Below are 25,390 nucleotides of genomic sequence, written 5' to 3' on the forward strand. Positions count from 1 at the left end.
ATAGTCTAAAAAGAGCGACCCTTTTTGAAATATTCTCTACTTCTGGTTATGTTATAAAGTAGTTATGTGAGGCAATGTAATGATAATAAATACATTTATTGAAAAAGCCAAAAGGAAAATTGCCCAAGCAGAGATTGTCTCTTTTGATATTTTTGATACCTTATTGCTACGTCCGTATTTATCTCCACGAGATTTATTTTTACATATCGAGATTGATCAATGTTTGGAAGGTTTTGCTCTGGCTCGAAGAGAGGCTGAATTTAGAGCGAGAAAGAAAAATCCAGATCGACAAGAGATCTGCTATGACGATATTTATAATGAAATTGAGGCTGAGTTTAAATGCGCCAAAGAAATTGAATTAAACTGGGAGTTTATGGTTTTACAACCGAACCCAGAAATGAAAATAATTTGGGATTATGCCCTTGAATTAAATAAAAAAGTTATTGTAATTTCGGATATGTACCACTCATTTGAGAGTTTGCAGAAATTACTGATTAAAAATGAATTTCATGCTTTTGAGCATTTATATGTGTCTAGCAGTTATGGTAAAACCAAGAAAAAAGGTACATTGTTTGAGCAGGTTTTTTCTGATTTAAAGGTGAGCGCACAAGATATTGTTCATATTGGTGATAATAAGAAAGGTGATTATAGAGCACCTGCGAAACTAGGTGTCCAAGCAATTTTATATAAACAGGTTGCACAGCAGTTCTTAGCTGTTGATGAGCGGGCAAGACGATTTACAGAACAAGGCACGCTCAATTTAGGCAAGAGTATTTTGGTCGCAATGCTAGCAATGCGGTGGTTGAACCAGTCATTGGTACAGAATAAGCGTCCATATTGGCAAGAGATTGGTTATGGCTATGCTGCACCTTTGGCTTATGGTTATAGTAAATGGATTGAAACAACAGCACTAGAAAAAAAACTTGATCATCTTTTGTTTGTTGCTCGAGATGGCTATTTACTGCAAAAGGCTTTCAAACAATTTCATGTTGGTGGAATTAAAACCAGTTATGTATATGCACCACGCCTACTGAATCTGGTGTACCGACTTGATTATGAGAAGCAGAATATTGAAAGTGCTAAAGCGATTGTCGATTTTTATGCGCATAAATATGCAGATATTGCTGCATTAACAGAAGGGCGATCTTTTAACAAAGCCAGTAATTATCACGATTTTATTCAAGAGCATAAGCATCATTTTGAACAACATGCTGAGCAAATGTACGCTGATTATCATCATTATATTGATACGATCATAGGCAAAGATGAGCAGGTCGGAATAGTTGATAGTAAGACCGTTGCTTTCACCTCTCAGAAAATGTTGGAAGATGTGTTACAGCATCCAATCAATGGTTTTTATTGGTCTACTTTATTGCCTTATCGTACTAAAAAATATGCATTCGATGCTTTTATTCCTAATAATTTGAATATCTTAGATCCGAAAGTATTTACCAAGAACTGGAAATTTGTTGAATTACTTTTAAGCTCACCAGAGTTTCCAATTTATGGTGTTTCGATCAATGGAGAGCCGATATATAAAGATAATCCGAATCAGGATGAACACCTTGTTAAGGAAAATTATGCTGAAATTGTTCTAGGAGCTGAAGCTTTTTTTGAGGATATTAAAACCATTTTTGGTCAAATCAACCTTTATCTGGAGGGAGGGGATCTTGTAGCGTGGACAAATATTTTTTGTGATTATCCAGAGCATATTGATATTGAAAAGATGAATGAGGTTCGGTTAGCAGTTGATGTCTTACATCATGGTTCTACACCACTATTTTCGGTGAAGACATCGTTCACAGATTTTCTGAAGCAACCTAAATCTACTCTCAATATGTTGAAGGGCTTAACTTGGAGAACCCCGATACAATCACTGCTTTTACATGTGTTTAAGCCATTAAAGGTGAAAAAAAATCATAAGAAACACATTAAAATTGGCTTTTTTCCATATCTGAAGACGCGCTATTTTATCTGGACATTGTTACTGTTTAACAAGTTTTCATTGCAATTGAGCTTAGGTAATTATAACCAGCACCAGTCTTGAGCTTAAATTTCGATGTTGTCAGCTCTGTATTTTGGTCTGAGCAGGGTTAGTGAGTTTGGGCCATTTTTTGACGTGGATGCTGCTTGGCAAATTTGTATTCTTGTCAGTAATTTGTTGTATTTGTTTTTTACCGTATAAATAAAAGGATTTTATCTTTTTTTATCGTATTGATTTTATTTGATTTATTTTATTCGCTTTTGTCGTTTTGTAATCTAATAAATTTTAGCAGTGAGAAGAAAAAACAACTATTTTCTGAAATACTGATGCTTATCCATGACTTACAAGGGCTTAGCTTAGGCAACAGTCAAGCACACTTGAAATAATGTACATCATAATCAAAAACAAGTATTCTTAGCGCCTGTAGGCATGTCGCCTAATTTGTCTGAATTACTCCTATCCCGATATGAAAAAGTTTGTTGTCAGTCTCTCTAGCGCAATCGAGCGCCGTAATCATATTTCATCTCAATTTGAGAGACAGGGAATAGAGTTTAGCTTTTTCGATGCCATTACCCCTGATATTGCTGCATCTGATGCGCAAGCCATGAAGCTGAGTGTGCACGAAAATTATATTGCCAAAGGTGAACTTGCCTGTTTTATGAGTCATGTGCATTTATGGAAAAAAATTGTCGATGACAATATTCCATACATGGCCATTTTTGAAGATGATATCCATTTAGGGGAAAAGGCTAATAAATTCTTAAATCAATCTGATTGGATTGAGCTAGACTGGCATTTGATTAAACTGGAAGCATTTACCCCGAAGGTAATTCTAGGTGCCAAATGTAAAGAATTCCCGCAAGAGGGACGAGAAATTTATAAATTAATCGGGAAAAACTTAGGTACAGCAGGTTATATCTTGTCACAGCAGGGTGCAAAATTCTTATTAAATGAAATTAATAAAATGGACTATATCATTCCATTAGATAATTTTATGTTTGAATATGCTGTTAAAAACCATAACTTTATGATGTATCAAATGCAGCCTGCATTATGCATTCAAGATACGATCTTGCATTATCGCTCTACCAGTATTCAACTAAAAAGCCAGTTGACCTCTGAAAGAAAGAAAAGAATGCATGCAAATAAGACCAATGGTTTACAAAAAATTCTGGTCGAGTTATCTCGAATTACCTCACAATTGAAGATTACACTGTTTGCTCGTCGAGTGACTTTCAAGTGAAAAATTTTGTTATTAGTTTAAAATCGGCTTCTGATCGTAGAATACATATTGAAGAACAATTTGGTAAAAAAGGAATTCCATTTCATTTTTTTGATGCGATTGAACCTTCGCAAATAGATTCTCAAGCTGAAAAAATTGGCCTTTCACTTCGTCAAGGTGATCTAAGTAGAAATGAATTGGCATGTTTATTAAGTCATGTTTCTTTATGGCAAAAAGCTGTTGATGAAAAAATACCCGCAATTGCAATCTTTGAGGATGATATTCATTTGGGGGATGATGCTGAACTATTCTTAACACAATCAGACTGGTTGGGCGTTGATATTGTCAAGGTCGAAAAATCTTATTCCAGTGTCATCTTGGATTTAGAAAAAAAGCAGCTTTTCGATGAGAAAGATTTTAGTTTAAGACGGTTGAAAAAACCACATCTTGGTGCAGCGGGTTATATTCTCTCTTACAAGGGAGCTATCGTGTTGCTTGAATATATGAAAGAACAACCCGTTTTAGATCATGTTGATCAGATCATTTTTCGAAAATATGTTGCTCAAGGGGAATGTGGAATCTATCAATTAAATCCAGCATTGTGTATGCAGGACTATTTATTAAATCCACATAATCAAAAGTTTAAAACCACACTTCAATGGCGTAATAAACAGAAAGTTAAAGTGAAAGGATTGCAAAAGTTATTTCGTGAGCTCAAGCGTTTTTTGACTCAATTGAAAGAACTTCCTTATAAAACTAAACTAAAATTTATGGTGACTGATAAACATTAATCTATCATCTTGTTTTAGGATTATTGATTTTAGCTTACAGTGTAAAGACGTACACGCAGTTTATTTTATATTTTTTAATTGTATAATTCTGCTGTTTATTCTCAAATAAGATGGTTTCCTAAGTGAATGTTTTTGTTATTAGTTTAGATTCTGCAATTGAGAGAAGACAGCATATTAATGCGGAATTTAAAAAATATTTAGTAGATTTCAGCTTTTACAATGCTATTACGCCAGTTACATCTGATGATGCAGCAAATAGTGTTGGGATTAACTTGGCCCGACAGGGAAGCTTAACAAAAGGTGAAGTAGCGTGTTTGTTAAGTCATATTATGTTGTGGAAAAAGATTGTTGATCTTGACTTAGAGTATATGGCAATTTTTGAAGATGATGTCTATCTTGGCGAAAATATACAGAGCTTTTTTAATGATTTTTCATGGATACCAAATGACGTTCACATTATCAAATTAGAAGCTTTTGATAAAAAAGTTGATCTGTCTTTTTTCTTGAAACTATCAAAAAATGGTCGAAGCTTATATCATCTGAAAGGGATGCATTTAGGTGGGGCCGGTTATATTTTATCAAAAGCAGCCGCTAAACATTATCTTAAGCTGATTGTAGATCTACCAGAATTGGTTCCTGTAGATCATATCCTATTTGGTTGTGATGTAAAAAAAGGGAAGTATAAAGCGTATCAAATGACACCTGCAATTTGTGCGCAAGATTTTTATCTTCACGATAAATATCACAATTTTGGCAGCCATCTTGAAGAGGATCGTGCTGTTCGGCATCAGGCTGAAAAACTTGCGCGACTTCAACAAAAGCAAAAAATGAGTCTATCTCTTAAAATAAAAAGAGAGCTTTTAAGATTGCTTTTTCAAATTTTGAAACTTAAGGATTTATCCGCTTACCGTACAGTGAAGTTTAAATAGTTTTAAGATTGTGAAATCAATAATGACTCATTTGTAAGCAGATTCAGATTCTCCGCCCCGAAAGCGTTTATAACCCCACATATACTCGGCAGGAAAGCGGTTGATCATTAGCTCAACTGCTTGATTAAGTGCGGTTGTGGCAACTGCGATATCTCGATCATATAATTTTGGATCGTTGAGATCATCACAATACACATCAAAACCTGCGCCATCTTCACGACGGAAGCAACTTAAACCGACTAAGCGACATTGGGTTTTTTGTGCCATTTTACTGGCCAGTGTGCTGGTCAGGCATGGAATTCCAAAAAAAGGAACCACGACACCACCAGATGGGTCTGGGACATGGTCGGGCAAGATTACACTGAAGCCACCTTGCTTTAGATTTTTAAACAGGGCTTTTACACCAGATGCATCAGTCGGGACTAAAGTGGCGTTAAGACGCTGACGCGCATGTAAGGCAAAAGCATTAAAGCCAGAATCTTTCATGGGTTTGTACATGATGGTTGGAATACCGTATTGGTGTACCCATGCATTCATCATTTCCCATGTCCCCAGATGCGGGGTAATAATTAGTGCACCTCTTGGATCACTGAGCGCATCGGTTAATACGTCCAAATGATGTACCGTATGAATCTGTTGGATGCTCCATTCAGGTGGCATCGCCCAGCATTTACCAGATTCAATATAGCTAAGGCATTGTTTGGTGACGCTTTCTCTCGCGAGCTGTTCTTTTCGTTCTAGACTAAGTTGAGGATAGGCTAGCCCTAAGTTGACTCTGGTTTTCCACAGCATACTTTTATTCGGATTTTGATTGATAAAGTATGCTGCCACTTTTGCGATACTACGCAAAAGTGCTAAAGGGAGAATACGAAGTAGGGTAGTGTAAAACGACATGATCTTAGTCTTGTTTATCTACATTGCCTTTAAGGACCATATAGATTAATGCGACAAAAATAAGTAAGGCACCCGCCAAGCTACTTACACAGAAGTATAAAATACGTTGGTTGGTATCCATATTGAAGAGTTCATTTGCCAAGATGTAACGCATGAAAAACCATTGAGCAAGTGAAAATACAATAAGTACAATTGCATGTCGACGTACATCAGGACGCATTGCCATAAGACTGACCTCTCAATAAAAAGCAGCCTATTATGCCACTAGAGGACATGTTAGCAAAGTAAAACTCGAATATAAAAAACCCTGCATGAAGCAGGGTTTTATTTAACTCATAAACTCAAGGTTTATTTTTCTTCAGCTTTTGGCTTTTCGCGTAAACGAATACCTAAGTCACGCAATTGATTTGCTTCAACTGGTGCAGGTGCTTGTGTTAATGGACATTCAGCTGTCTTGGTTTTCGGGAATGCAATTACATCACGAATAGAAGAAGCACCTGTCATTAACATGATCAAGCGGTCAAGACCAAATGCCAAACCACCGTGCGGAGGCGCACCATAACGTAATGCATTCAATAAGAAGCTGAATTTCTCTTCTGCTTCTTCTTCACCAATACCTAAAGCTTCAAAAATTGCTTTTTGCATTTCTAAAGTATAGATACGAAGTGAACCACCACCGATTTCAGTACCGTTCAGTACCATATCGTATGCAACAGAAAGGGCTTCACCTGGATTGCTCTTCACTTCTTCAACACTTGATTTTGGTAGTGTGAATGGGTGGTGAACAGAAGTCCATTTGCCATCATCAGTTTCTTCGAACATTGGGAAGTCAACAACCCAAAGTGGCGCCCACTCACAAGTTGTCAGCTTCAAGTCATGACCGATTTTCACACGAAGTGCGCCCATCGCATCATTTACAACTTTGGCTTTATCCGCACCAAAGAACACGATGTCTCCATTTTCAGCACCAACACGTTTTAATAGATCAAGCACGATTGGCTCGATGAATTTTACGATTGGAGATTGAAGACCTTCGATGCCTTTTTCAAGTTCGTTGACTTTGATGTAAGCCAATCCTTTCGCACCGTAAATGCCTACGAATTTAGTGTATTCATCAATCGCACTACGTGGTAATGAACCAGCACCAGGAACACGTAAAGCAACGATACGGCCTTTAGGATCTTTTGCAGGACCAGCGAATACTTTGAACTCAACGTCTTGCATTAAGTCTGCAACGTCAACAAGTTTCAATGGAATACGCATATCTGGTTTGTCAGATGCATAGTCGCGCATTGCGTCAGCGTAAGTCATACGTTCAAATTTATCGAATTTTACATTCAATAATTCGTTGAACATTTTAACTGTTAAGCCTTCCATTAAATCCATGATGTCATCGTCACTCATGAACGATGTTTCAACGTCGATTTGGGTGAATTCAGGCTGACGATCCGCACGTAAATCTTCGTCACGGAAACATTTCGCAATTTGGTAATAACGGTCGATACCACCCACCATCAACAACTGTTTGAACAATTGTGGTGATTGTGGAAGCGCGTAGAAGCTACCATTTGAAACACGGCTTGGCACTAAATAGTCACGTGCACCTTCTGGTGTCGCACGTGTCAAGATTGGGGTTTCAACGTCTAAGAAACCATGATCTTCAAAATAGTTACGGATCAAGTTGGTCACTTTAGAGCGGAAACGTAAGCGCTCTAACATTTCTGGACGACGGATGTCCAAGAAACGGTATTTCAAACGAATTTCTTCAGAAATATTGGTGTTTTCGTCATTTAATGGGAATGGCGGAGTATCAGAAGCTGCAAGAACTTCGATCTCTTTACCTAAAACTTCAATCTGACCACTCACCATGTTGGCATTTTCAGTACCTTCATAGCGACGACGAACACGACCTGTAATTTTTAATACAAATTCTGAACGTGCTTTATCTGCTGTTGCGAATGCTTCAGGTGTATCTGGATCGATCACCACCTGTACGAGACCATCACGGTCACGCATATCAAGGAAAATCACACCGCCATGGTCACGGCGACGGTGAACCCATCCGCATAAAGTCACGGTTTGATCGATTTGGGCTTCTGTTAAAGAGCCACAGTAATGAGTGCGCATCATATTGAATTATTTATCCAAACTATATTGGCTGTAGAAGGTGAATGCGTAAACAGCGCAGCACCAATGAAGGGGAGATTATGCCTTGTTGAACGTCTAGTCTCAAGTCTTAATGTTTTCAAGCGAATTTTAAACAGACGCTTTTTGTTAAAATGATTTTAGATGGTGTTTACGATCCAAAAATAAGAATAAGAGACAAGCTATAGTAAAGACTGTTAAGCCAGCTTGTGTAAACTCATTAATTGATTTACCAATAAAAAAATAGCGTTCACTGTTCCAAAGTTCAGCACTGATATGGCGGCTATAGTCTAAAACTGAGAACAGCCCATAAAGGATAGAAAGGATAATACTGATCAACACAAATCCTTTGAGTTTAGCTGGAACGGGATCGTGATGTTGATGGGCTTTATAATAATGCCAGCACATTCTTATGAGGAACGGCAAAGCAATAATGGATGACCCGATCTGTAATATAAAATGTAATGGATAACTAAATCCTAATAATAAAATGTTCTGAGCTAGAATTTCTTTAAAAGCAAACGTTCGGAAATCGAGATGGGTGAGTCCATCCCAAATCAAATGCGTGCTGATCCCCAGTATCAGTGCTAGACAATTGAGAAAGCTGAAAGAAATGAAATCATCCAGTGAGTGAATATTTAAAGGGTGTCTGATTTCAAGACAGCGATAGGTCACAGGACGATAGATTAAATACCACAAGAGGCAAAAAAATAATCCAATGGGTAGATTCGGAAATAAGATGCCTGACCACTGGTGGGTTAAAGCAATATTTTCTTGCGTAAATAATCGATAAAGATCGGGGGTCATACAGCCAATCGCCAAGGCTGCAACAGGCAAATGACCCTGACTTAATTTAGATAAAGGTGGGGCAAGGACTGCATGAGAAAGTGTAAAAGGCATAATCAGAAAAGTAAGATAGATAATGAGATCTTACGCGAATATCGTGAGAATAAATAACAAAATTTGTACATAATAGTGATTATCGTTCCATGGTTTGCTTGTGTTGTGTTGTACGCCTATTTTTGTTTAAATAATAAAAATGGAATTTTTCTATTTTTATTATTTAAACGTTTGCAAATGTTGATGAGGTTTGGTTTTTGTAATGGGGTATAATTTAAATTTTTTGGGTGATAATAAAGCTGCAAAACTCATTTCATTGACAATATTGATTTTATTTTTTTATTATATTTTTAATGAGAAATTTAGAGTTTGGTATATTTCAATTTTTTATACTATAATGTTTGTCTATGTTTTTTTAAAAAATAAAAAAATAATCATGAATACTCCCTTAATGATCTTCTGTCTGATTAGTTTTTTTACTTTTAGTTTGAGTTATTATCTTTTTGATCGATTAGATGTTATTCCTCAAGGTGGTCCATATAGAACATATAAAAATATTGTCAATCAGTATCTATGGGTAATTCCTTTTTGCTTCCTTCCAACGATATATCATTATTTTGGTTTTAAAACTCAGACTTTCTTTAATGTTGTTTACATTGTTATTAGTTTTCTACTGATCTATAGTTGGATTGTTGGGTTTAAGCTCGATTTTGACCGCGGATTGCTTGCAGAGTTTTATAATCCGATCATATCCTATGATATTGTTTTTGTTTCTTTAAGTATTTTGGTTTTGATTTTTTCATTCTATTTTAAATCAAAATTTTCATATTTTTTAACAACTATAAGTTTGCTAAATTTATTTGTTTTTATACTGCATGGTTCTAGGGGGACATGGTTAATTGTTCCTTTTTTATTGTTATTTTTGATACTATTTTATTATAAAACTCAGAAGGAAAAACTACTGTTTAGTGGGGTGCTGCTTTTAATTTTTTTGATTGTCAATGCTATTATTCCAAACTCGCCAGTATTCAATCGTTTCGAAGATTTTAAAAATGATAAGGCACATATTGAAAACCATAGTTATAATAACAGCACAGGTTCTAGACTAGTGATGTGGCGTAATGCTATTGAACTATTTAAACAGCAGCCTGTTATAGGTGTTGGTGTTTATGGTGTTGAGGAAGAACAATGTCATCTTGCAGAACGAGGCACTTTACCGATTTGTTTTCAGCATAAGCATAATATTTTCTTTCAGGATCTCGCTGCTAATGGCTTGATCGGTTTGATCGGGCTTATTATTTCATTGTTTACACCATTGATATTTTTCTTCTCTCGATTTTTTAGCAGAAATGAATTGGTTAGAAATTTGGCACTTGCTGGATTCTTATTTGTATTTTCATTTTTCTTGAGTGGATTAACAGAATATTATTTATTTTTTCCGCATGTGACTTATATATTCTTTTTTATAACAGCTAGTTTGATGAGCTTTATCATATTGAAAGATAAAGATAAGCTCTGAACAGTTAAGCAGAATTCAACCGACATATCGAGAGGTAATGTCGGTTTTTTTTATCAAAAATTGGGTTGATATGTGAGAGCATTTCTTGGAATGCTAATACTTCTTCACTGAATCATGGAGAAGTAGTGTAGCAAATGTTCTTTGTTGCACTGTTTTTTATTGCAAAATAAATGAAATGTTATAATATAACAAAAACAACGATCGACTGATTCGAGACCCGATATGTCATTTCCACAGAATATTTTGACCTTATCTATTTTAGCTGTTGTCTCTGTATCTGCATTTGCCGCAGAAAATGAGCAGGTGACAAGCTTAGAGACAATACGAATTAAAGCACATCCACTAGAGCAAACATCGAAAGATTTTGCGGTTGCCGATACCGTCGTGGATCAAAAACGCTTGCAACATGGGGCTGTCACCATCGGTGAGGCATTGAGCGGTGAACCTGGGATCTATTCCAATCAATTTGGTGCGGGCTCAAGCCGCCCTGTGATCCGTGGTCAAGATGGACCACGGGTAAAGATCTTGCAAAACTCTTCTGAAAACATTGATGTTTCAACGCTATCTCCGGATCATGCCGTGACCGTTGATCCGGCACTTGCGCAGCAGGTGGAGGTGATTCGCGGACCTTCTACCTTGTTGTTTGGTGCAGGAACAGTGGGTGGTTTGGTGAATGTGACGGATAGCAAGATTCCAACCAAAATGCCTGAAAATGGTTATGAGGGGAATGTGGGTTTACGTTATAACACCGGCAGTGATGAAAAACTGGCAACAGCTGGGGTAACGGTAGCTTTAGGTGATCAAGTGGCCTTGCGTGTTGAGGGCTTAAATCGTGAAGCCAATGACTATATCGCGCCAGACTATGTGCATGAGGGTGAACGAGAACGTCGTGTTGGTAATACCTTTGCCAAAGGTGAAACGGTAAATGTCGGTTTGTCTTGGATTTATGATCGCGGTTTTACTGGAATTTCATATAGCAATCGCCAAGATAAATATGGTCTGCCGGGACATAGCCATGAATATGAGAGCTGTAGTGCTCACCTTTCAGGACGTCCACATTTACACTGTGGCGAACATAATCACGAGGATGGCGATGACCATGATCATGGTCATGACGATCACGACCACGATCATGCACATGAGGCAGGCCCTTGGATTGATCTGAAATCTGAGCGTTATGATGTACGTACTGAACTGAATGATCCCTTTGCAGGCTTTAAAAAGTTACGTGCTCAAGCCAGCTATACTGATTATAAACATGATGAAATTGAAGAAGATACCATTGCCACTCGCTTTAAAAATAAGGGTTATGATGGCCGTTTAGAATTGGTACATAATCCAATTGGGCCATGGGAAGGGGTGATTGGAACCCAGTATGGTCAACAAAAATTGGAACTCACCGGTGAAGAAGCGTTCTTGGCACCCAATACGACGAAGAAGTGGAGCATCTTTGGTTTAGAGCATGCACAATTTAATGATGTCCATGTTGAGCTGGCAGCACGCGCAGAAAAACAAAAAATTGATATTGATGACTCAAGCAAAAAAGATTTCGACGGTTCAGCCTTTTCTGTTTCTGGCGCTGCCAACTGGGAGTTTGCACCAGACTATAAACTTTCGTTGGTTGCCTCACATCAGGAGCGTTTACCTTTAGCGCAAGAGCTCTATGCCAATGGTGGACATTTCGCGACCAATACCTATGAGCTAGGTAATGATCAATTGAAGAAAGAAAAATCCAATAATGTGGAACTCGGTTTCCATTATGACAATAACAAGTTTGATTACCATGTACATGTCTATCACAACTGGTTTGATAACTATATCTATGCCCAAACTTTAGACCGTTATAAAGATTTCCGCTTGGTGCAATATACCCAAGATCAGGCACGTTTCTATGGTGCTGAAGCAGAGGCAGGTTATCAGGTCACAGACATGTATAAAGTCGGTGTATTTGGTGACTATGTACGTGGCAAAATCGACAATGAAAATGCGCCACGTGTTCCAGCAGGTCGTTTAGGGACTAAAGTGAATGCGGACTTTGGCGATGGCTTTAGCGGTTCAGCTGAATACTATCATGTGTTCCAGCAAGACAAGATTGCGGCTTATGAAACAGATACGCAAAGCTATAATATGCTGAATTTAGGTGTGGCATATACAGGTAAATATAGTAAGGCTACAGATTATCGTGTTTATCTGAATGCCAATAATTTGCTCGATGATCAAGTCTATCAACATGCATCGTTCTTATCGACGATTCCACAAGTTGGACGTAATTTCACGGTTGGAGTGAATTTTAACTTCTAAGTGAAAATTTAATTTTGATTTTTTAAATGATCACCAAATTAGCATTGAAAAATCAAAGCATAAGCTCTAGCCTTAACCTATTAGGCTAGGGCTTTTTTTGTTTATATGCGTATCTTCCAACGAATCCATCGAAAATTAAACTGGTCAGGTCGACGTTACATGGCAGTCATATTGTGTATTTTTGCGATTGGATACATTGCTTCGGCAATCTATCACACCGTAAAACCACTCCCAAAGGGATTGGATTTTACTGGGCAATTACGTCATGCCAATGTGAAATTCTTAGCCGATCAGACTTATATCGATGCGCAAGGTCAGCAACAAGTGGACCAGCATATTTTCAAAGAAGTCTTCCAGTTGATTGATCAGGCGCAGAGTACCATTGTGCTGGATATGTTCCTATTTAATCAGGAAGTGGGTAAGTCGACAGTCAAACAGTTTCCTTTGATGCAAGAGCTCACCGATGCCTTAATCGTGAAGCGCCGTTTGCATCCAAATGTCGAAGTGGTGGTGATTACTGATCCGATTAATTCGGTTTATGGTGGGTTAACGCCAAAGCACTATCTACAACTACGCCAAGCAGGTGTGGATGTCATCGAAACCGATTTAAAACCATTGCGTGCTTCGAATCCGCTGTGGTCAGGTCTCTGGTATATCTGCTGTCAAAACTTAGGCAATAACCCGGAAGGTGGCTGGTTAAGTAGCCCCTTTGGTAATGATAAAATTACTTTGCGTAGCTATCTGGAATTGTTTAATTTCAAAGCCAATCATCGTAAAACCTTGGTGGTTGATACGGTTGACGGCTGGAAAAGCTTAGTAACTTCGGCCAATCCGCATGATGGTAGCTCACATCATAGCAATGTGGCCTTGGTCGTGGATGGTCCAACAGCGATTGATGTGTTGCAAACCGAACAAGCTGTGGCCAATATGTCCAAAGGTTCGAGCCCATTTGTGATTATGGGCGGACTTGCCGAAGATAAAACATTGCCACAAGTGCAAGTGCTGACTGAAAAAGCCATTTACGATGCCGTCTTAAAAATGATTCAGACTGCGAAAAGTAAAGAGCATCTGGATATGGCAATGTTCTATTTATCAGAACGCAATATCATTGATGCACTCAAGCAGGCGCAACAACGTGGTGTCAACATTCGTATTATGCTTGACCCGAATAAAGATGCGTTTGGTCGTCAAAAGAATGGTATTCCCAATCGCCAAGTGGCTTCGGAACTGAATGCAGTCGGTATTCCAATCCGCTGGTGTGATACCCGTGGCGAACAATGTCATAGCAAAATGCTGCTTAAATCAGACGCCCAGCAAGCGGAGATCATTCTCGGTTCCGCTAACCTAACCGCGCGTAATTTAAAAAATTATAATCTTGAAACCGACATGCGCGTGATTGGTGCTGCGCAAGCACCTGTGTTTAAAGATGCGGGACAGTATTTTGATGCAGCATGGACCAACGCCAAGGCACGTCAAATCACGGTGGATTATGCAAAATATGCCGATGAGTCAAAAGTAAAATACTGGATCTATCGTTTTATGGAATGGTCAGGCTTATCCACTTTTTAATTCAGCATAACGAGGGTTCTACGCAATGGCGAAAATTAAACTGAATATCAGACAGGATGAGCAGATTGATTTAGAGGTACATCAATTTAATCATTATGCAGATATCGTTGAAATTCAAAGTTGGGCAGAACTCTTAGAATGTTATCGCTCCCTTAAACAGAATGTTTATCCAAAAAAAGTGTTTCTGGTTTTGGATGATGCTGCACAAGCAAAATATACCTCGATGCATGCGGTCGAGGATGAGCGCTTGTATGTCGCTTTTAGTGACGACCTCAAGGGGATTGAAGTCGATGATCCACGATGGGAGCAAAGCTATCAAAATGTTTGTGTTCCAAAGCAATTGCAGCATTATCTTCATCAGTTGAAGGATCCCGCACAGCAGCAGCGTTTTGAAAGCCTGGCTGAAAAAATGCAGCACTATGATGAAAGTGACTTAGAAGCATTGCTTTATTTCAATCAGCATCTATTGATTTCACTGGATAGTGTCATTGAAGTAAAAGTGGCTGATATTGAAACCGAAGCATTAAAACTGGCGATGCTACCGAATGGCTATTTTTCTTGTGATTTTGATCCCTTTGAGAATTATGCACTGATTCAGAGAATGCAGCACTATGGCTTCGAATTTATCGGACTTGGAGCAGCCTTATTGGGATGGATTAAAACCTCAGATTTTAATGCAGAAAAAATTGAAGATTTAATTCAGGATCTCGCTTTGATTTATCCTTTAGATTCTGCTCATCAAAAGGCAATGAAAGACCTGATTTTAAAAAATAATTATCTGATTTTACCTTATTCTGAATCCCCACAAGAATATTTAGGTTATGACCTATCTTGATTCATAACGAGAGTTCAACAAGCTGAATGTGGATGTTTATTTGCGATTCAGCTTGTTGAAAGACCTACATCCTCAATAAAAAAATTAAGGGCTTGGCGGGATTAATTGATCTAAATCCTTATCAGCCATTTGGTCGAGTTCACTTAAATCTGTTTTAATTTTCCACTGACTCTTATCATCCACAGGATTTGGTAAGCGGGCTTCTAGCCAGTCACAGACCACATCTGGAGTGAATTCTGGATGATTACACTGGATTACCCAAGCCAAAAAATCTTTAGCTTCACCGTTCATATAGGGTGGTGGAGACACAGGGAAGAACTGGGTTGGTAAACGCTCATTGGTGGATAAATAATTGAGTACATGTCCAAGTTCTTGAACGGTTTGCCATGCTAAAGGATGTTCAACATCAATATTGAATTTAAACCACCATGCGTGTTGACCATCTGCGCCATGTGCAACAATACGCGCTTCTTGCACGCTTGGCACTTTACAGAAGAATTGATAGAGACGATCAAAATTCATTTCAGCCACTGATGTTGCCTTAAAACCAAAAAAATGATTTTAGCATATCTCGGCGGAGCTGTAGCTCGCTGCTGTTTATCTTGGGAATTCAACAGCTAATCTGAAAAAATATTATTACAACAGTTGCGCTTATTTTTTATTCTAAAATAGACAGATACTCTGCTTTTAGGGAGATCACGATGAAGCAATTTCAACCTTATATTTATGGCTTGGCAGCTGTATTGAGCTATCTCCCAGTGATGAGCTATGCCGACAATGCTTGGAGTGGCTATAGTGGGGTAGAACGTCGCTCCTCTCATCAGACGACTCCTGCCTATCAGCCGCCCGAACAAGACCCATTTGCTTTTTCAAATCAGCGTTATACACCGACAGCGCCACCGAAAGGTTACTACTATCAACCCAATCAAAATAACTACTATCCTCATCCGAGTCATCGACCGGGTGTTCGGGTCGAATATTATCCAGACACACAATATGACGGTAGCTATCGCCGTGAGTCTTTTGTAGTGGGCAATGAATTACCGGGTGAGTTTCGGAGCGAGCGCTATGTGATTCGAGACTGGGATTATTATTCCTTACGTGAACCCCCACGTGGCAGACATTGGGTGGTCGTTGATGGACGTTATCTTTTGGTGACCGATGATAATTTTACCATTGAGATTATTCGCTGATTTTTGATGTTTTTTTAAATTTAATCTCTCGAGGATTCTCCATAATTTCTCGCTATTCATTACAAAGCTTTGCAATGTCGTGAGTTTTATTCATGCTTTCTCCTTGAGTTTTTCTTAATCTGATTTCAGATCGAAAAACAGAGAGGATCAAAGAATGAAGAAGACAGCCGTATTACTGGTATCAACGCTTATGTTAGGGATTTCTGCCTCAGCCATGGCAGATTCAAATCGTTGGAATCATGATCATAAAGATCGCTATGATAACCGCTATGATCGTTATGACCACCGTTACGATCATCGTGAACAACCACGCTGGTCGAATGGCGATCGTGGTAATCATTATGGTCAACGTATTAACTTCAAGCGCGGCGAGCGCTTACCCTCAGAATTCCGTAGTAACCGCTATGTAGTTTCTAACTATCGTACCCACCGTTTATATGAACCACCTCGTGGTTATAACTGGATGCAGGTACAAGGTAAATATGTGTTGGTGGACTCGAAATATCGTGTTTTCCGAGTTGCATAAGAGATGCAATAAAAAAGCAGGCCATATGCCTGCTTTTTTATTTATGCCAGTTCGTCATCTTGTGGTCGAGGTGTTTTGTTGGAAGGCAATTGTTGTTCTTGATCCTTGCCCCGAATCACAGAAGGGTAGTTCCATGAAGCAAATCGGACCACCAAAATCGCTACCGCTAAAATCAAGATCGAACCTGTGGTAATCACCAAATCCATAGAAGCTTTATGATTGTGCTGAATATCGGCAATCAACAGGCGGGTGAGTGCAGTAATCGCGACATAAATCAAAAAGCGCACTGGCATGTGATTGGTCTTGAAGTAAATTCCCACCATGGCACCTAATTCTAAATAGATAAACAGCAGCAAGATGTCATCAATGGTGGCGTACTGTTTTACAGTTAGAATTTCAATCACGGTATGCACGGCTGACCATGCAATCATACAGCCGATAATAAATAAGGCTAAATAATGAAAGGCTTCAACCGCGTAGTGACCAAAGCGATCAAGTAGGCGAGGTAAGCCTTCAAGTTTCTCTCTTGAATTTGACATAGTGATTTATATTCTCAACATGATCATTAGAGTGTTATGCAAGTTTTATGCTGATTTTATTATAGCCATAAAAAAACTGCCTCAACCAAATGGTTGAGGCAGTTTTTATCACCGCGCTAAAATTAAGCTTGATTGGTGAAGTAATCTTCGCTGAAGTTCATGATCAAGTCAGAACCTGCTTTGATTTTCGCTAAACGTGCATCTAACTCAGGCAAAATACGGTCTACAAAGTATTGTGCTAATGCAATTTTGTTTTGGTAGAAATCACCAGATTTATCTTTTGCAGCAGCCGCAATTTTTGCAAACATATAGGCGAAGCTGAGTAAGCCTACTGCATGTAAGTAATCAACTGCAGCTGAGTTCGGGAAGTCAACATTTTCAGCTGCTTGCTCGATAATGAACTGCGTAATTGCTTCAATTTCAGTTGCAGCATCTAAAGTTGCATCTTTAATGAAATTCAAGTCTGTGTCTAGATCATTGGCAAAGTCACGGATTTCGGTGATGTATTCAGCAATGAATGCGCCGCCACATTTAATGGTTTTACGACCAATTAAATCTTGAGACTGAACACCGTTAGTCCCTTCGTAAATTTGAGCAATACGAAGATCACGGATACATTGTTCCATACCCCATTCACGGATATAACCGTGACCACCAAATACCATTTGTGCATCTAAGGTTGCTTGGAAGGCCGTATCAGTGAGGTAAGCTTTTGCGATTGGTGTTAACAGCGCAACACGGTTATTCGCTTGCTTCACAGCTTCTGCATCAGTCGAGAATTTAGTGATGTCTAACTGTTGACCTACATAAACGGCAAATGCACGTGATGCTTCATTATTCGCGCGTACGTTGAGTAACATACGACGTACATCACCGTGCACTAAAATGCTGTCTGCTGGTTTATTTGGTGATTGAACGCCTGCTGCGCTACGGCCTTGCAAACGGTCAGTCGCGTATTGCGCTGCATTTTGATAAGCAAATTCAGAAGCCCCCAAACCTTGGATACCCATCGACAAACGTTCGTAGTTCATCATCACGAACATTGCAGCAAGACCTTCGTTTTCTTTACCCACGAGGTAGCCTTTGGCACCATCAAAGTTCATCACGCAAGTAGCAGATGCCTTGATCCCCATTTTGTGTTCGATTGAACCAGGACCAACAGGGTTGCGCTCACCTAAAGAACCATCTTCATTTAACAGGAACTTTGGAACGATGAATAACGAGATACCACGTGAACCCGCAGGAGCATCAGGGGTTTTTGCAAGTACCAAGTGAATGATGTTTTCCGCTAGGTCGTTATCACCACCGGTGATGAAGATTTTAGTACCGGTAATGTTATACGTACCATCTTCATTGCGTTCAGCTTTAGTTTTGATAATACCTAAATCTGTACCTGCATGGGGTTCAGTTAAGCACATTGTGCCTGACCATTCGCCAGAATAGATTTTAGGTAAATAGGTCTCTTTTTGCTCTTGTGATGCATAGCTGTTTAAAGCCATGCCTGCACCTACAGATAGCAGCGGGTAGAGCATGAATGAAGGGTTGGTCGCGAATAACATTTCATCAGACAGTACAGTCAGCATTTTTGGCATTGCCTGACCGCCCCATTCTTCATCAGCACCTAAGCCGATCCAGCCGCCATCAGCGTATTGACGGAATGCTTCTTTAAAACCTGCTGGGGTAAAAACTTCACCATTTTCCCAACGTGCGCCTTCTTCATCACCCGTACGGTTTAACGGATGTGTCACGTTTTGGGCAAACTTCGCCATTTCTTCTAAAATTGCTTCAGCTGTTGCAGCATCTACATGAGCCAGTTTCTCATTAGACTGCCAAAATTGTTCTGCTTTAAATACATCATTTAAGATGAATTTCATGTCTGCTAAAGGAGCATTGTAAATTGGCATAATCGTTCCCTTCTACGCACCGTTTCATGTGCAAAGTGATCAAATAAAACGAACAAATAAATTGAATCGTATAAATTTAGCATTGATTAAACAAAAAAAGGACGGTCAAAACTGACCAGTCCTTTTTCTGTGATGAACGTTGCATCTCATTCTAAACTATGTTTAGAAAGCGAAGTGTTCCGCATCAAGTTCAAACAATGGCGCAACGCCAGTTGAAAGCACATCTACATGTGAGCGAACACGTGGCAAGATCTTCTTGAAGTAGAAGCGAGCAGTGGTCACTTTTGCATTGTAGAAGTCAACTTCAGTTGAACCTTCAGCTAATTTCTCTTGAGCAACAAGTGCCATACGTGCCCATAAGTAAGCAAGCGTTACATAACCAGAGAAGTATAAGTAGTCAACCGCAGCTGCACCCACTTCATCTGGGTTTTGCATTGCACGCATGCCAATTTGCATGGTGATGTCGCCCCATTCTTTGTTGGCAGCAGCCAATGGCGCAATGAACTCTTGCATCGCCGCATTGTCTTTGTTTGCTTCAACAAATTTATGGATGATCTTGGTGAAGTCTTTCAACATTGCACCTTGAGTTTGCAAGACTTTACGACCTAACAAGTCAAGCGCTTGAATCTCAGTGGTACCTTCGTATAAGCAAGCAATACGTGTATCACGTACGATTTGTTCCATACCGTGTTCAGAAATGAAGCCGTGACCACCAAAGACTTGTACACCGTGCTTCGCAGATTCAGAACCTGTTTCAGTTAAGAATGCTTTTGCAATTGGTGTTAACAAAGACAAGATGTTGTCAGCAAACTTACGTTCTTCTTCAGTTTCGCCTTTTTCAACGATATCTGCATATTGAGCCAATAAGTAAACCAATGCACGACCGCCTTCAGCAAATGATTTTTGCGTTAAAAGCATGTTACGAACAGCTGGGTGAACAATAATTGGATCAGCTTCTTTTTCAGGTGCTTTAGGACCTGAAAGAGAACGCATTGCCAAACGATCTTTCGCATACGCTAAAGCGCCTTGGAAAGAAGATTCAGATGCAGATAAACCTTGAACCGCTGTACCGATACGTGCTGTGTTCATGAAGGTGAACATGCAGTTTAAGCCACGGTTTTCAGGTCCGATCAAGTAACCTTTTGCTTGGTCAAAGTTAATGACACAGGTTGCATTACCATGGATACCCATTTTGTGTTCGATTGAACCACAACGTACTGCATTACGCTCGCCAACTGAACCATCAGCATTGACGTGGAATTTAGGTACGATGAACAAAGAGATCCCTTTAGTGCCTTTTGGCGCACCTGGTAAACGCGCAAGTACGATATGGATGATGTTCTCAGCCATGTCATGTTCACCAGCAGAGATAAAGATTTTCTCGCCAGAGATTGCGTAACTACCGTCAGCATTTGGTTCTGCTTTAGAACGGATGATACCTAAGTCAGAACCTGCATGAGATTCAGTTAAGCACATGGTCCCTGTCCAAACACCTGAAACAAGGTTTGGCAAGTAAGTGTTCTTTTGCTCATCAGAACCGTGATGTTCTAAAGTACGAACCGCACCGTGAGAAAGACCAGGGTACATGCCCCATGACCAGTTTGCAGTACCCACCATTTCAGAGATAGAGATCCCTAAAGAGTTTGGTAATGCTTGACCGCCAAATTCTTCATCAGCAGAAAGAGATGGGAAGCCAAGTTCGATATATTTTTGATACGCTTCTTTAAAGCCTGTAGGTGTTGTTACAACGCCGTCATTCCAAGTACAACCTTCACGGTCGCCGACTTGGTTTAAAGGAGAAAGTTCATTTTCGCAGAAATCAGCCGCTGCTTCTAAATATTGATCAACCAATTCACGGCTTACAGTGTCTTGAAATGCAGGAAGTTTCGCGTAATGTGCTTCAGCATTTAATAATTCGTGTAATACGAACTGCATATCACGTAAGGGTGCTTTGTATTGTGGCATAGCGGGTTCCTCAATACTGGTTAAACCAGAGTTATAATCTTAGTCAATGTTTGATGTGCCCAAGAGCACCATTTGGTAGCGCTAATCGTGCAACAAGTTATAGTTCGGTACAAGCTTTTGCAGGTCATTTCTTAGTGACTGTGAAGTCAAAGTTTATGGTTCAACCTGTTTAAGCGTTTAGATTGTAGGTGCTTTTTGGGCTTTTGAGTGAAACTGCAGCGGCAAAATCGTAAGCAGCTGTGTACTTAAAAATGAATATGTTTTGGCCATAAAAAAAGGCGCTTGAAAAGCGCCGATGAGGAACAGAGGGATTAAGTGGTTGCGTTGGTTTGGCGTTTGAACTGTGACTTATCTGGGGTAAAACGAACCTCACAGGTGCCTTCAATTACACGCTTATTCCATTGAACATTCACACGTTCTCCGATACGCTTTCCTTGGCAGGCTTGCTCAATCTGGGCACGTTGTGCTTGATGTTCCTGACGCATTTGTTCGCGTTGCTCTAAACGTTGTTCACGTTTGGCTTGCCATTCAGCACGTTGTTCTGGTGTAAGTGGTGCACGTTGCATATTATGGCGGTGATGGTCACGATCCATTGACTGTTCCGCTGGGGTGGTTGACTGACAGGCAGCCAAACCTAAAACAGAACCGAGTAGGGTGGTCATCAATACGATTTTTGTCTTGTTCATTGTTTTATCCAGCATGATCAGTTGTGATTCGATGGTTAAAGATTAGATAATAAAGATGAAGAAACAATGGAGAGTTTTTTTCGACCATGTTGGTTACAATCCACAAATAGAACACTATTGAGAATCTGCTTTTGAATGTTCGCCGCGTGCCCTTAGCCCTACGCCTGTTTTTAACGGTATTACTGACCACCTTGTTGATCGCAACGATTAGCTTGGGGATTTTGCATTGGACTATGCAAAAGAACTTTGCACGTTATGTGGCCGATGTGGAAATGCAGAAGCTAGACCGTTTGATTGCCAATTTAGGCAACGTCTATACGGTTTATCATGACTGGGGCAATGCAATTCAGGCACAGATTCTGCAAATTGAAGGCACAGCAGCACCCGATGACTATGATCGCCTGTCTCAGTGGTGGTTGCGCCGTCAATATGATATTGCCCTACAACAACGTTATTTTAATGACCATACCTTACTCAGCCTGTCTCCAACGCTGGCGCAAAATAATGTCGAGATCAAAAACCGCCAGATCTTTAATGATGAAGAATTAAAAATTCTCAAACAGAATTTACCTTCGGAATATCAACCTTTTGAAGGCTTGCGCTTTCCTTTAAGTCCGCGTCAATTTCGTTTAAAGACGGATAGCAAAGAAGACAAACAAGACAGTAAACTCAATGCTGCACCTGCTGAGCAGGGCAAAAAGCGCTTTGTCTCGATTCCTGATCGTTTAGGTTTGAGCTCACGGCTGTCTTTATACGATGAGAATCAGCAGTTTATTGTGGGTGAACCTGCAACGGACCAAATTTCGTTCCGCCCCATTGTTGTTGACGAGAAGGTGGTGGGTTACCTCGGATTAAAGCCAGTACTGGATCAAGATGATGCCTCCAGTATCAATTTCTTTAGTAATCAAAAACGATATTTGCTGTTGGTCTATGCTTTAACGGTACTTTCAAGTTTGGTTGCAGCATTGTTGATGGCCACTTATTTTAAAAAACCGATTCAACGTTTATTAAAAGCAACTTTAGAACTGACCGATGGCAATTATCAACATCAAGTCGTGATTAAAAGAAATGATGAACTCGGTGATTTATCCAATCAACTGAACCATTTGGCTGACATTTTACATCAGCATGAAGAATCTCGCCGTCAATGGGTGTCTGATACCTCACATGAACTGAAAACACCTTTGGCGGTATTGCAGGCACAGATCGAAGCGATGCAGGACGGGATTCGTAAGGCGACGCCTGAACACCTGAATGCCATGATGCGTCAGGTCAGTACCTTGAAGAAGTTAACCCAAGACTTGGCAGATTTGGCGCAGGCTGATGCACAACAGTTGAAATGCTATTTTGCTGAGGTTAATCCGTGGGATGTGGTACTGCAAGAAGTTGATAATTTTAGATCGACGTTTGAACAAAACCAGCTTGAAGTGACATTGTCCGGAGCAGGGGCAATCCTATCTTTAGATCGGGATCGTTTTAAACAGATTATCGTCAATCTGTTAGGGAACTGTGTTCGTTACACCGAACTAGGTGGAAAAATACAGATTCACACTCAACAAGATGAACAACAATGGATAATGTATGTAGATGATAGTCCATTGGGTGTAAATGATGAACAACTGGCACGTTTAGGTGAGCGCTTCTATCGTGTCGATGATTCACGTACACGCAGTACAGGCGGTACAGGTCTAGGTTTGGCCTTGTCGTGTAAGTTGGCACAAGCTTTAGGTGGTTCATTGACTTTCGATCATTCACCATTAGGTGGATTACGTTGTGTCCTGACTTTCCCAAAATCAATTCAATAATTTTTAGATCCTCTTATGTTGAGGATAATGGATAGGATGAAAACCATGAAACATATTATGTTGGTTGAAGATGAGGTCGAACTTGCACAGTTGGTTCGTGATTATTTAGAAGCTGCTGGTTTTGAAGTCAGTATGTTTCATGATGGTCAGGATGCTTATACCCAGTTTCAGCAACGTAAACCGAGCTTGATGATTTTGGACTTGATGGTGCCACGCATGGATGGCTTGACCATTTGCCGCAAGGTTCGTGAACAGTCTGATCTACCGATTATTATGGTTACCGCACGTACTGAGGAAATTGACCGGGTTTTAGGTTTGAATATGGGAGCAGATGACTATATCTGTAAGCCATTCAGTCCAAAAGAATTGGTTGCACGTGTACAAGCGGTATTGCGTCGTTTAGAGCGTAAAGCAGAACCTGAGCAAAACGATTTATTCCGTATTGATAAAGCACAGCAACGCATTTGGTATCAACAAAAGGCTTTGACCTTGACCCCAACAGAGTTCCGTTTATTGGAGTTATTCTTGGAGCACTTAGGTCAGGTTTACTCTCGTGCACAGCTACTCGATCATATTAACCCAGATAGTTTTGATGTAGCCGATCGCGTAATCGACAGCCATATTAAAAACCTACGCCGTAAGATTTCAGAGGCAGCCGATACTGGTAATCGTCATGAATGGATTCAGGCGGTGTATGGAGTGGGTTATCGCTTTGAATATCCAGATGAATAAATAATTTTTCATTCATATCTGCGCTATGTTAGATCTAACTCATCTCTAAGGAAGTATGGATGAGTTTCCTTAAATAGCGCATTGTTTTTGTTTACATTGAGCGTCTGAAATAAGATGGGTCTTGATGGATAATAAGGGATGAGGAACTACAAAAAGTTTTATCCTGTGGATAACCACAGCGTTATCCACAGAAAATGTGGATAGTTTCGCAAAGCTTTTGTCGAAATTATCTGCTTTTCTTGTGAATACTTAGCAATCCGCTTTTTATAAGCAAAGGAATTTTACATTACTTTACAATTGCTTGTGATGTGTTGTGACGGTGAACTGTGACTAATTTCAGATGATAAACTTATCCTCTGCATAAGCCTTGTGCAGTTTGATCATTGCCTTTATCCGCAAAAGTTGTCCTGAATACGAGTCCCTTTATGGATGAATGATGATAGGGGTGTGATCCTTGACCAATTGCCATATTTCATCCATATCTGAGTTGGTCACCGCAATACAGCCCAGCGTCCAGTCTTTACGTGGCATATAAGTTGTACTTGTAGGAACAGATGTGGCTCGTGTTGGCACAGTGCCATGAATCATCACATCGCCACCCGCAGATCGATTATGCTGTTGGGCATAGGTGCGATCGACTTTATTCGGATAGGAGATATGCAAAGACTTATAGTAAGCGCTTTGAGGATTACGCCAATCGATAGAATAAGTCCCTTCAGGTGTTTTGCCATCGCCTTCAAACTGTTTGTGTCCGATCGGATCAAAGCCTAAACGCATGGGATAGCTGCGAATGACTTCCTGTTGATGTTTCAATTGCAAAATGCGCTGGCTTTTAAACACTTCAATTGACGTCACGGGTTTGTTTTGTTGAAGCTGTTGTATTTCATGGGCTGAAAGAGGCAGATGTGCCGATCCCATTGTTGGGATGAACTTGCCATACTTGAAATAAGCTAGTCCCAATAACAGGATTAAAATCGCAGATCCGATCATCAGCCCAATTTTCATAGATTT

General features: G+C 39.8%; 22 protein-coding genes. 12 read left to right on the top strand and 10 right to left on the bottom strand.

Annotated features, from left to right (window positions below; genetic code table 11):
* Nucleotides 1-79: 79 nt before the first annotated feature.
* The 4 genes from NDN13_RS17550 (at nt 80) to NDN13_RS17565 (ending at nt 4,926) form a co-directional block, all read left to right on the top strand.
* Nucleotides 80-2,047, top strand: coding sequence for an HAD-IA family hydrolase (locus tag NDN13_RS17550; RefSeq protein WP_251116364.1), 1,968 nt, complete (start codon nt 80-82; stop codon nt 2,045-2,047).
* Nucleotides 2,048-2,429: 382 nt separating this feature from the next.
* A complete protein-coding gene (locus NDN13_RS17555; RefSeq protein WP_251118264.1) occupies nt 2,430-3,227 on the top strand; it encodes a glycosyltransferase family 25 protein in 798 nt (265 codons plus the stop codon).
* On the top strand, nt 3,224-3,997 hold the full coding sequence (locus NDN13_RS17560) for a glycosyltransferase family 25 protein (protein WP_251116365.1): 774 nt from the start codon (nt 3,224-3,226) through the stop codon (nt 3,995-3,997). The genes NDN13_RS17555 and NDN13_RS17560 overlap by 4 nt, the downstream gene beginning before the upstream one ends.
* A 122-nt stretch (nt 3,998-4,119) precedes the next feature.
* Nucleotides 4,120-4,926, top strand: a complete 807-nt coding sequence (locus NDN13_RS17565) for a glycosyltransferase family 25 protein (protein ID WP_251116366.1) — start codon at nt 4,120-4,122, stop codon at nt 4,924-4,926.
* A 27-nt stretch (nt 4,927-4,953) separates the two neighbouring features.
* Here the strand turns inward: NDN13_RS17565 and NDN13_RS17570 are convergent, their stop codons facing one another.
* The 4 genes from NDN13_RS17570 to NDN13_RS17585 all read right to left on the bottom strand — a co-directional run bounded on the left by NDN13_RS17570 (nt 4,954) and on the right by NDN13_RS17585 (nt 8,865).
* Complete coding sequence (locus NDN13_RS17570; RefSeq protein WP_251116367.1) at nt 4,954-5,820, bottom strand: lysophospholipid acyltransferase family protein; 867 nt, start codon at nt 5,818-5,820, stop codon at nt 4,954-4,956.
* A gap of 4 nt (nt 5,821-5,824) precedes the next feature.
* Nucleotides 5,825-6,046, bottom strand: coding sequence for a hypothetical protein (locus NDN13_RS17575; RefSeq protein ID WP_004802750.1), 222 nt, complete (start codon nt 6,044-6,046; stop codon nt 5,825-5,827).
* A gap of 122 nt (nt 6,047-6,168) precedes the next feature.
* Nucleotides 6,169-7,950 (bottom strand): aspartate--tRNA ligase, encoded by a 1,782-nt coding sequence (aspS, locus tag NDN13_RS17580; RefSeq protein WP_004652455.1) that lies wholly within the window; start codon nt 7,948-7,950, stop codon nt 6,169-6,171.
* A 144-nt stretch (nt 7,951-8,094) separates the two neighbouring features.
* Nucleotides 8,095-8,865: a DUF4184 family protein gene (locus NDN13_RS17585; protein ID WP_251116368.1), complete on the bottom strand. Its 771-nt coding sequence runs from the start codon at nt 8,863-8,865 to the stop codon at nt 8,095-8,097.
* Nucleotides 8,866-9,067: 202 nt separating this feature from the next.
* On the opposite strand from NDN13_RS17585, the gene NDN13_RS17590 reads away from it, so the two are divergent.
* The 4 genes from NDN13_RS17590 (at nt 9,068) to NDN13_RS17605 (ending at nt 15,029) form a co-directional block, all read left to right on the top strand.
* On the top strand, nt 9,068-10,324 hold the full coding sequence (locus NDN13_RS17590) for an O-antigen ligase family protein (RefSeq protein ID WP_251116369.1): 1,257 nt from the start codon (nt 9,068-9,070) through the stop codon (nt 10,322-10,324).
* A gap of 222 nt (nt 10,325-10,546) precedes the next feature.
* Entirely contained in the window at nt 10,547-12,625 is a 2,079-nt protein-coding gene (znuD, locus tag NDN13_RS17595; RefSeq protein ID WP_251116370.1) for a zinc piracy TonB-dependent receptor ZnuD, read from the top strand.
* Between the two features lie 105 nt (nt 12,626-12,730).
* Nucleotides 12,731-14,194, top strand: coding sequence for a phospholipase D family protein (locus NDN13_RS17600; protein ID WP_251116371.1), 1,464 nt, complete (start codon nt 12,731-12,733; stop codon nt 14,192-14,194).
* A gap of 25 nt (nt 14,195-14,219) precedes the next feature.
* Complete coding sequence (locus tag NDN13_RS17605) at nt 14,220-15,029, top strand: hypothetical protein (RefSeq protein WP_251116372.1); 810 nt, start codon at nt 14,220-14,222, stop codon at nt 15,027-15,029.
* Nucleotides 15,030-15,113: 84 nt separating this feature from the next.
* Here NDN13_RS17605 and NDN13_RS17610 read toward each other — a convergent pair whose 3' ends face one another.
* Complete coding sequence (locus tag NDN13_RS17610; protein ID WP_502799569.1) at nt 15,114-15,551, bottom strand: hypothetical protein; 438 nt, start codon at nt 15,549-15,551, stop codon at nt 15,114-15,116.
* A 179-nt stretch (nt 15,552-15,730) separates the two neighbouring features.
* On the opposite strand from NDN13_RS17610, the gene NDN13_RS17615 reads away from it, so the two are divergent.
* Both NDN13_RS17615 and NDN13_RS17620 read left to right on the top strand, forming a co-directional pair.
* Entirely contained in the window at nt 15,731-16,222 is a 492-nt protein-coding gene (locus NDN13_RS17615) for an RcnB family protein (protein WP_251116374.1), read from the top strand.
* 154 nt (nt 16,223-16,376) lie between these two features.
* Nucleotides 16,377-16,748 (top strand): RcnB family protein, encoded by a 372-nt coding sequence (locus NDN13_RS17620; RefSeq protein WP_101235562.1) that lies wholly within the window; start codon nt 16,377-16,379, stop codon nt 16,746-16,748.
* 41 nt (nt 16,749-16,789) lie between these two features.
* On the opposite strand, the gene NDN13_RS17625 is transcribed toward NDN13_RS17620, so the two are convergent.
* From NDN13_RS17625 to NDN13_RS17640, 4 genes are all read right to left on the bottom strand, one after another.
* Complete coding sequence (locus tag NDN13_RS17625; protein ID WP_004652444.1) at nt 16,790-17,287, bottom strand: phosphate-starvation-inducible protein PsiE; 498 nt, start codon at nt 17,285-17,287, stop codon at nt 16,790-16,792.
* Between the two features lie 122 nt (nt 17,288-17,409).
* Nucleotides 17,410-19,191 carry an acyl-CoA dehydrogenase C-terminal domain-containing protein gene (locus NDN13_RS17630; RefSeq protein ID WP_004652441.1) on the bottom strand — a complete coding sequence of 594 codons (1,782 nt, stop codon included), beginning with the start codon at nt 19,189-19,191 and terminating at the stop codon, nt 17,410-17,412.
* 162 nt (nt 19,192-19,353) lie between these two features.
* Nucleotides 19,354-21,156 (bottom strand): acyl-CoA dehydrogenase C-terminal domain-containing protein, encoded by a 1,803-nt coding sequence (locus tag NDN13_RS17635; RefSeq protein ID WP_005193034.1) that lies wholly within the window; start codon nt 21,154-21,156, stop codon nt 19,354-19,356.
* Nucleotides 21,157-21,467: 311 nt separating this feature from the next.
* Nucleotides 21,468-21,842, bottom strand: a complete 375-nt coding sequence (locus NDN13_RS17640; RefSeq protein WP_251116375.1) for a heavy-metal resistance — start codon at nt 21,840-21,842, stop codon at nt 21,468-21,470.
* A gap of 131 nt (nt 21,843-21,973) precedes the next feature.
* Here NDN13_RS17640 and baeS point away from each other — a divergent pair, with 131 nt between their 5' ends.
* Both baeS and NDN13_RS17650 read left to right on the top strand, forming a co-directional pair.
* Nucleotides 21,974-23,647 carry a sensor histidine kinase efflux regulator BaeS gene (gene baeS / locus NDN13_RS17645; RefSeq protein WP_251116376.1) on the top strand — a complete coding sequence of 558 codons (1,674 nt, stop codon included), beginning with the start codon at nt 21,974-21,976 and terminating at the stop codon, nt 23,645-23,647.
* 45 nt (nt 23,648-23,692) lie between these two features.
* Nucleotides 23,693-24,379: a response regulator gene (locus tag NDN13_RS17650; protein ID WP_004652437.1), complete on the top strand. Its 687-nt coding sequence runs from the start codon at nt 23,693-23,695 to the stop codon at nt 24,377-24,379.
* Nucleotides 24,380-24,802: 423 nt separating this feature from the next.
* On the opposite strand, the gene NDN13_RS17655 is transcribed toward NDN13_RS17650, so the two are convergent.
* The gene (locus tag NDN13_RS17655; RefSeq protein WP_251116377.1) at nt 24,803-25,384 is read right to left on the bottom strand and encodes a L,D-transpeptidase family protein; all 582 of its coding nucleotides are present in this window, start codon (nt 25,382-25,384) and stop codon (nt 24,803-24,805) included.
* Nucleotides 25,385-25,390: the final 6 nt, after the last annotated feature.

The organism is Acinetobacter sp. C32I (genome assembly GCF_023702715.1).
In the GTDB taxonomy this organism is placed as follows: domain Bacteria; phylum Pseudomonadota; class Gammaproteobacteria; order Pseudomonadales; family Moraxellaceae; genus Acinetobacter.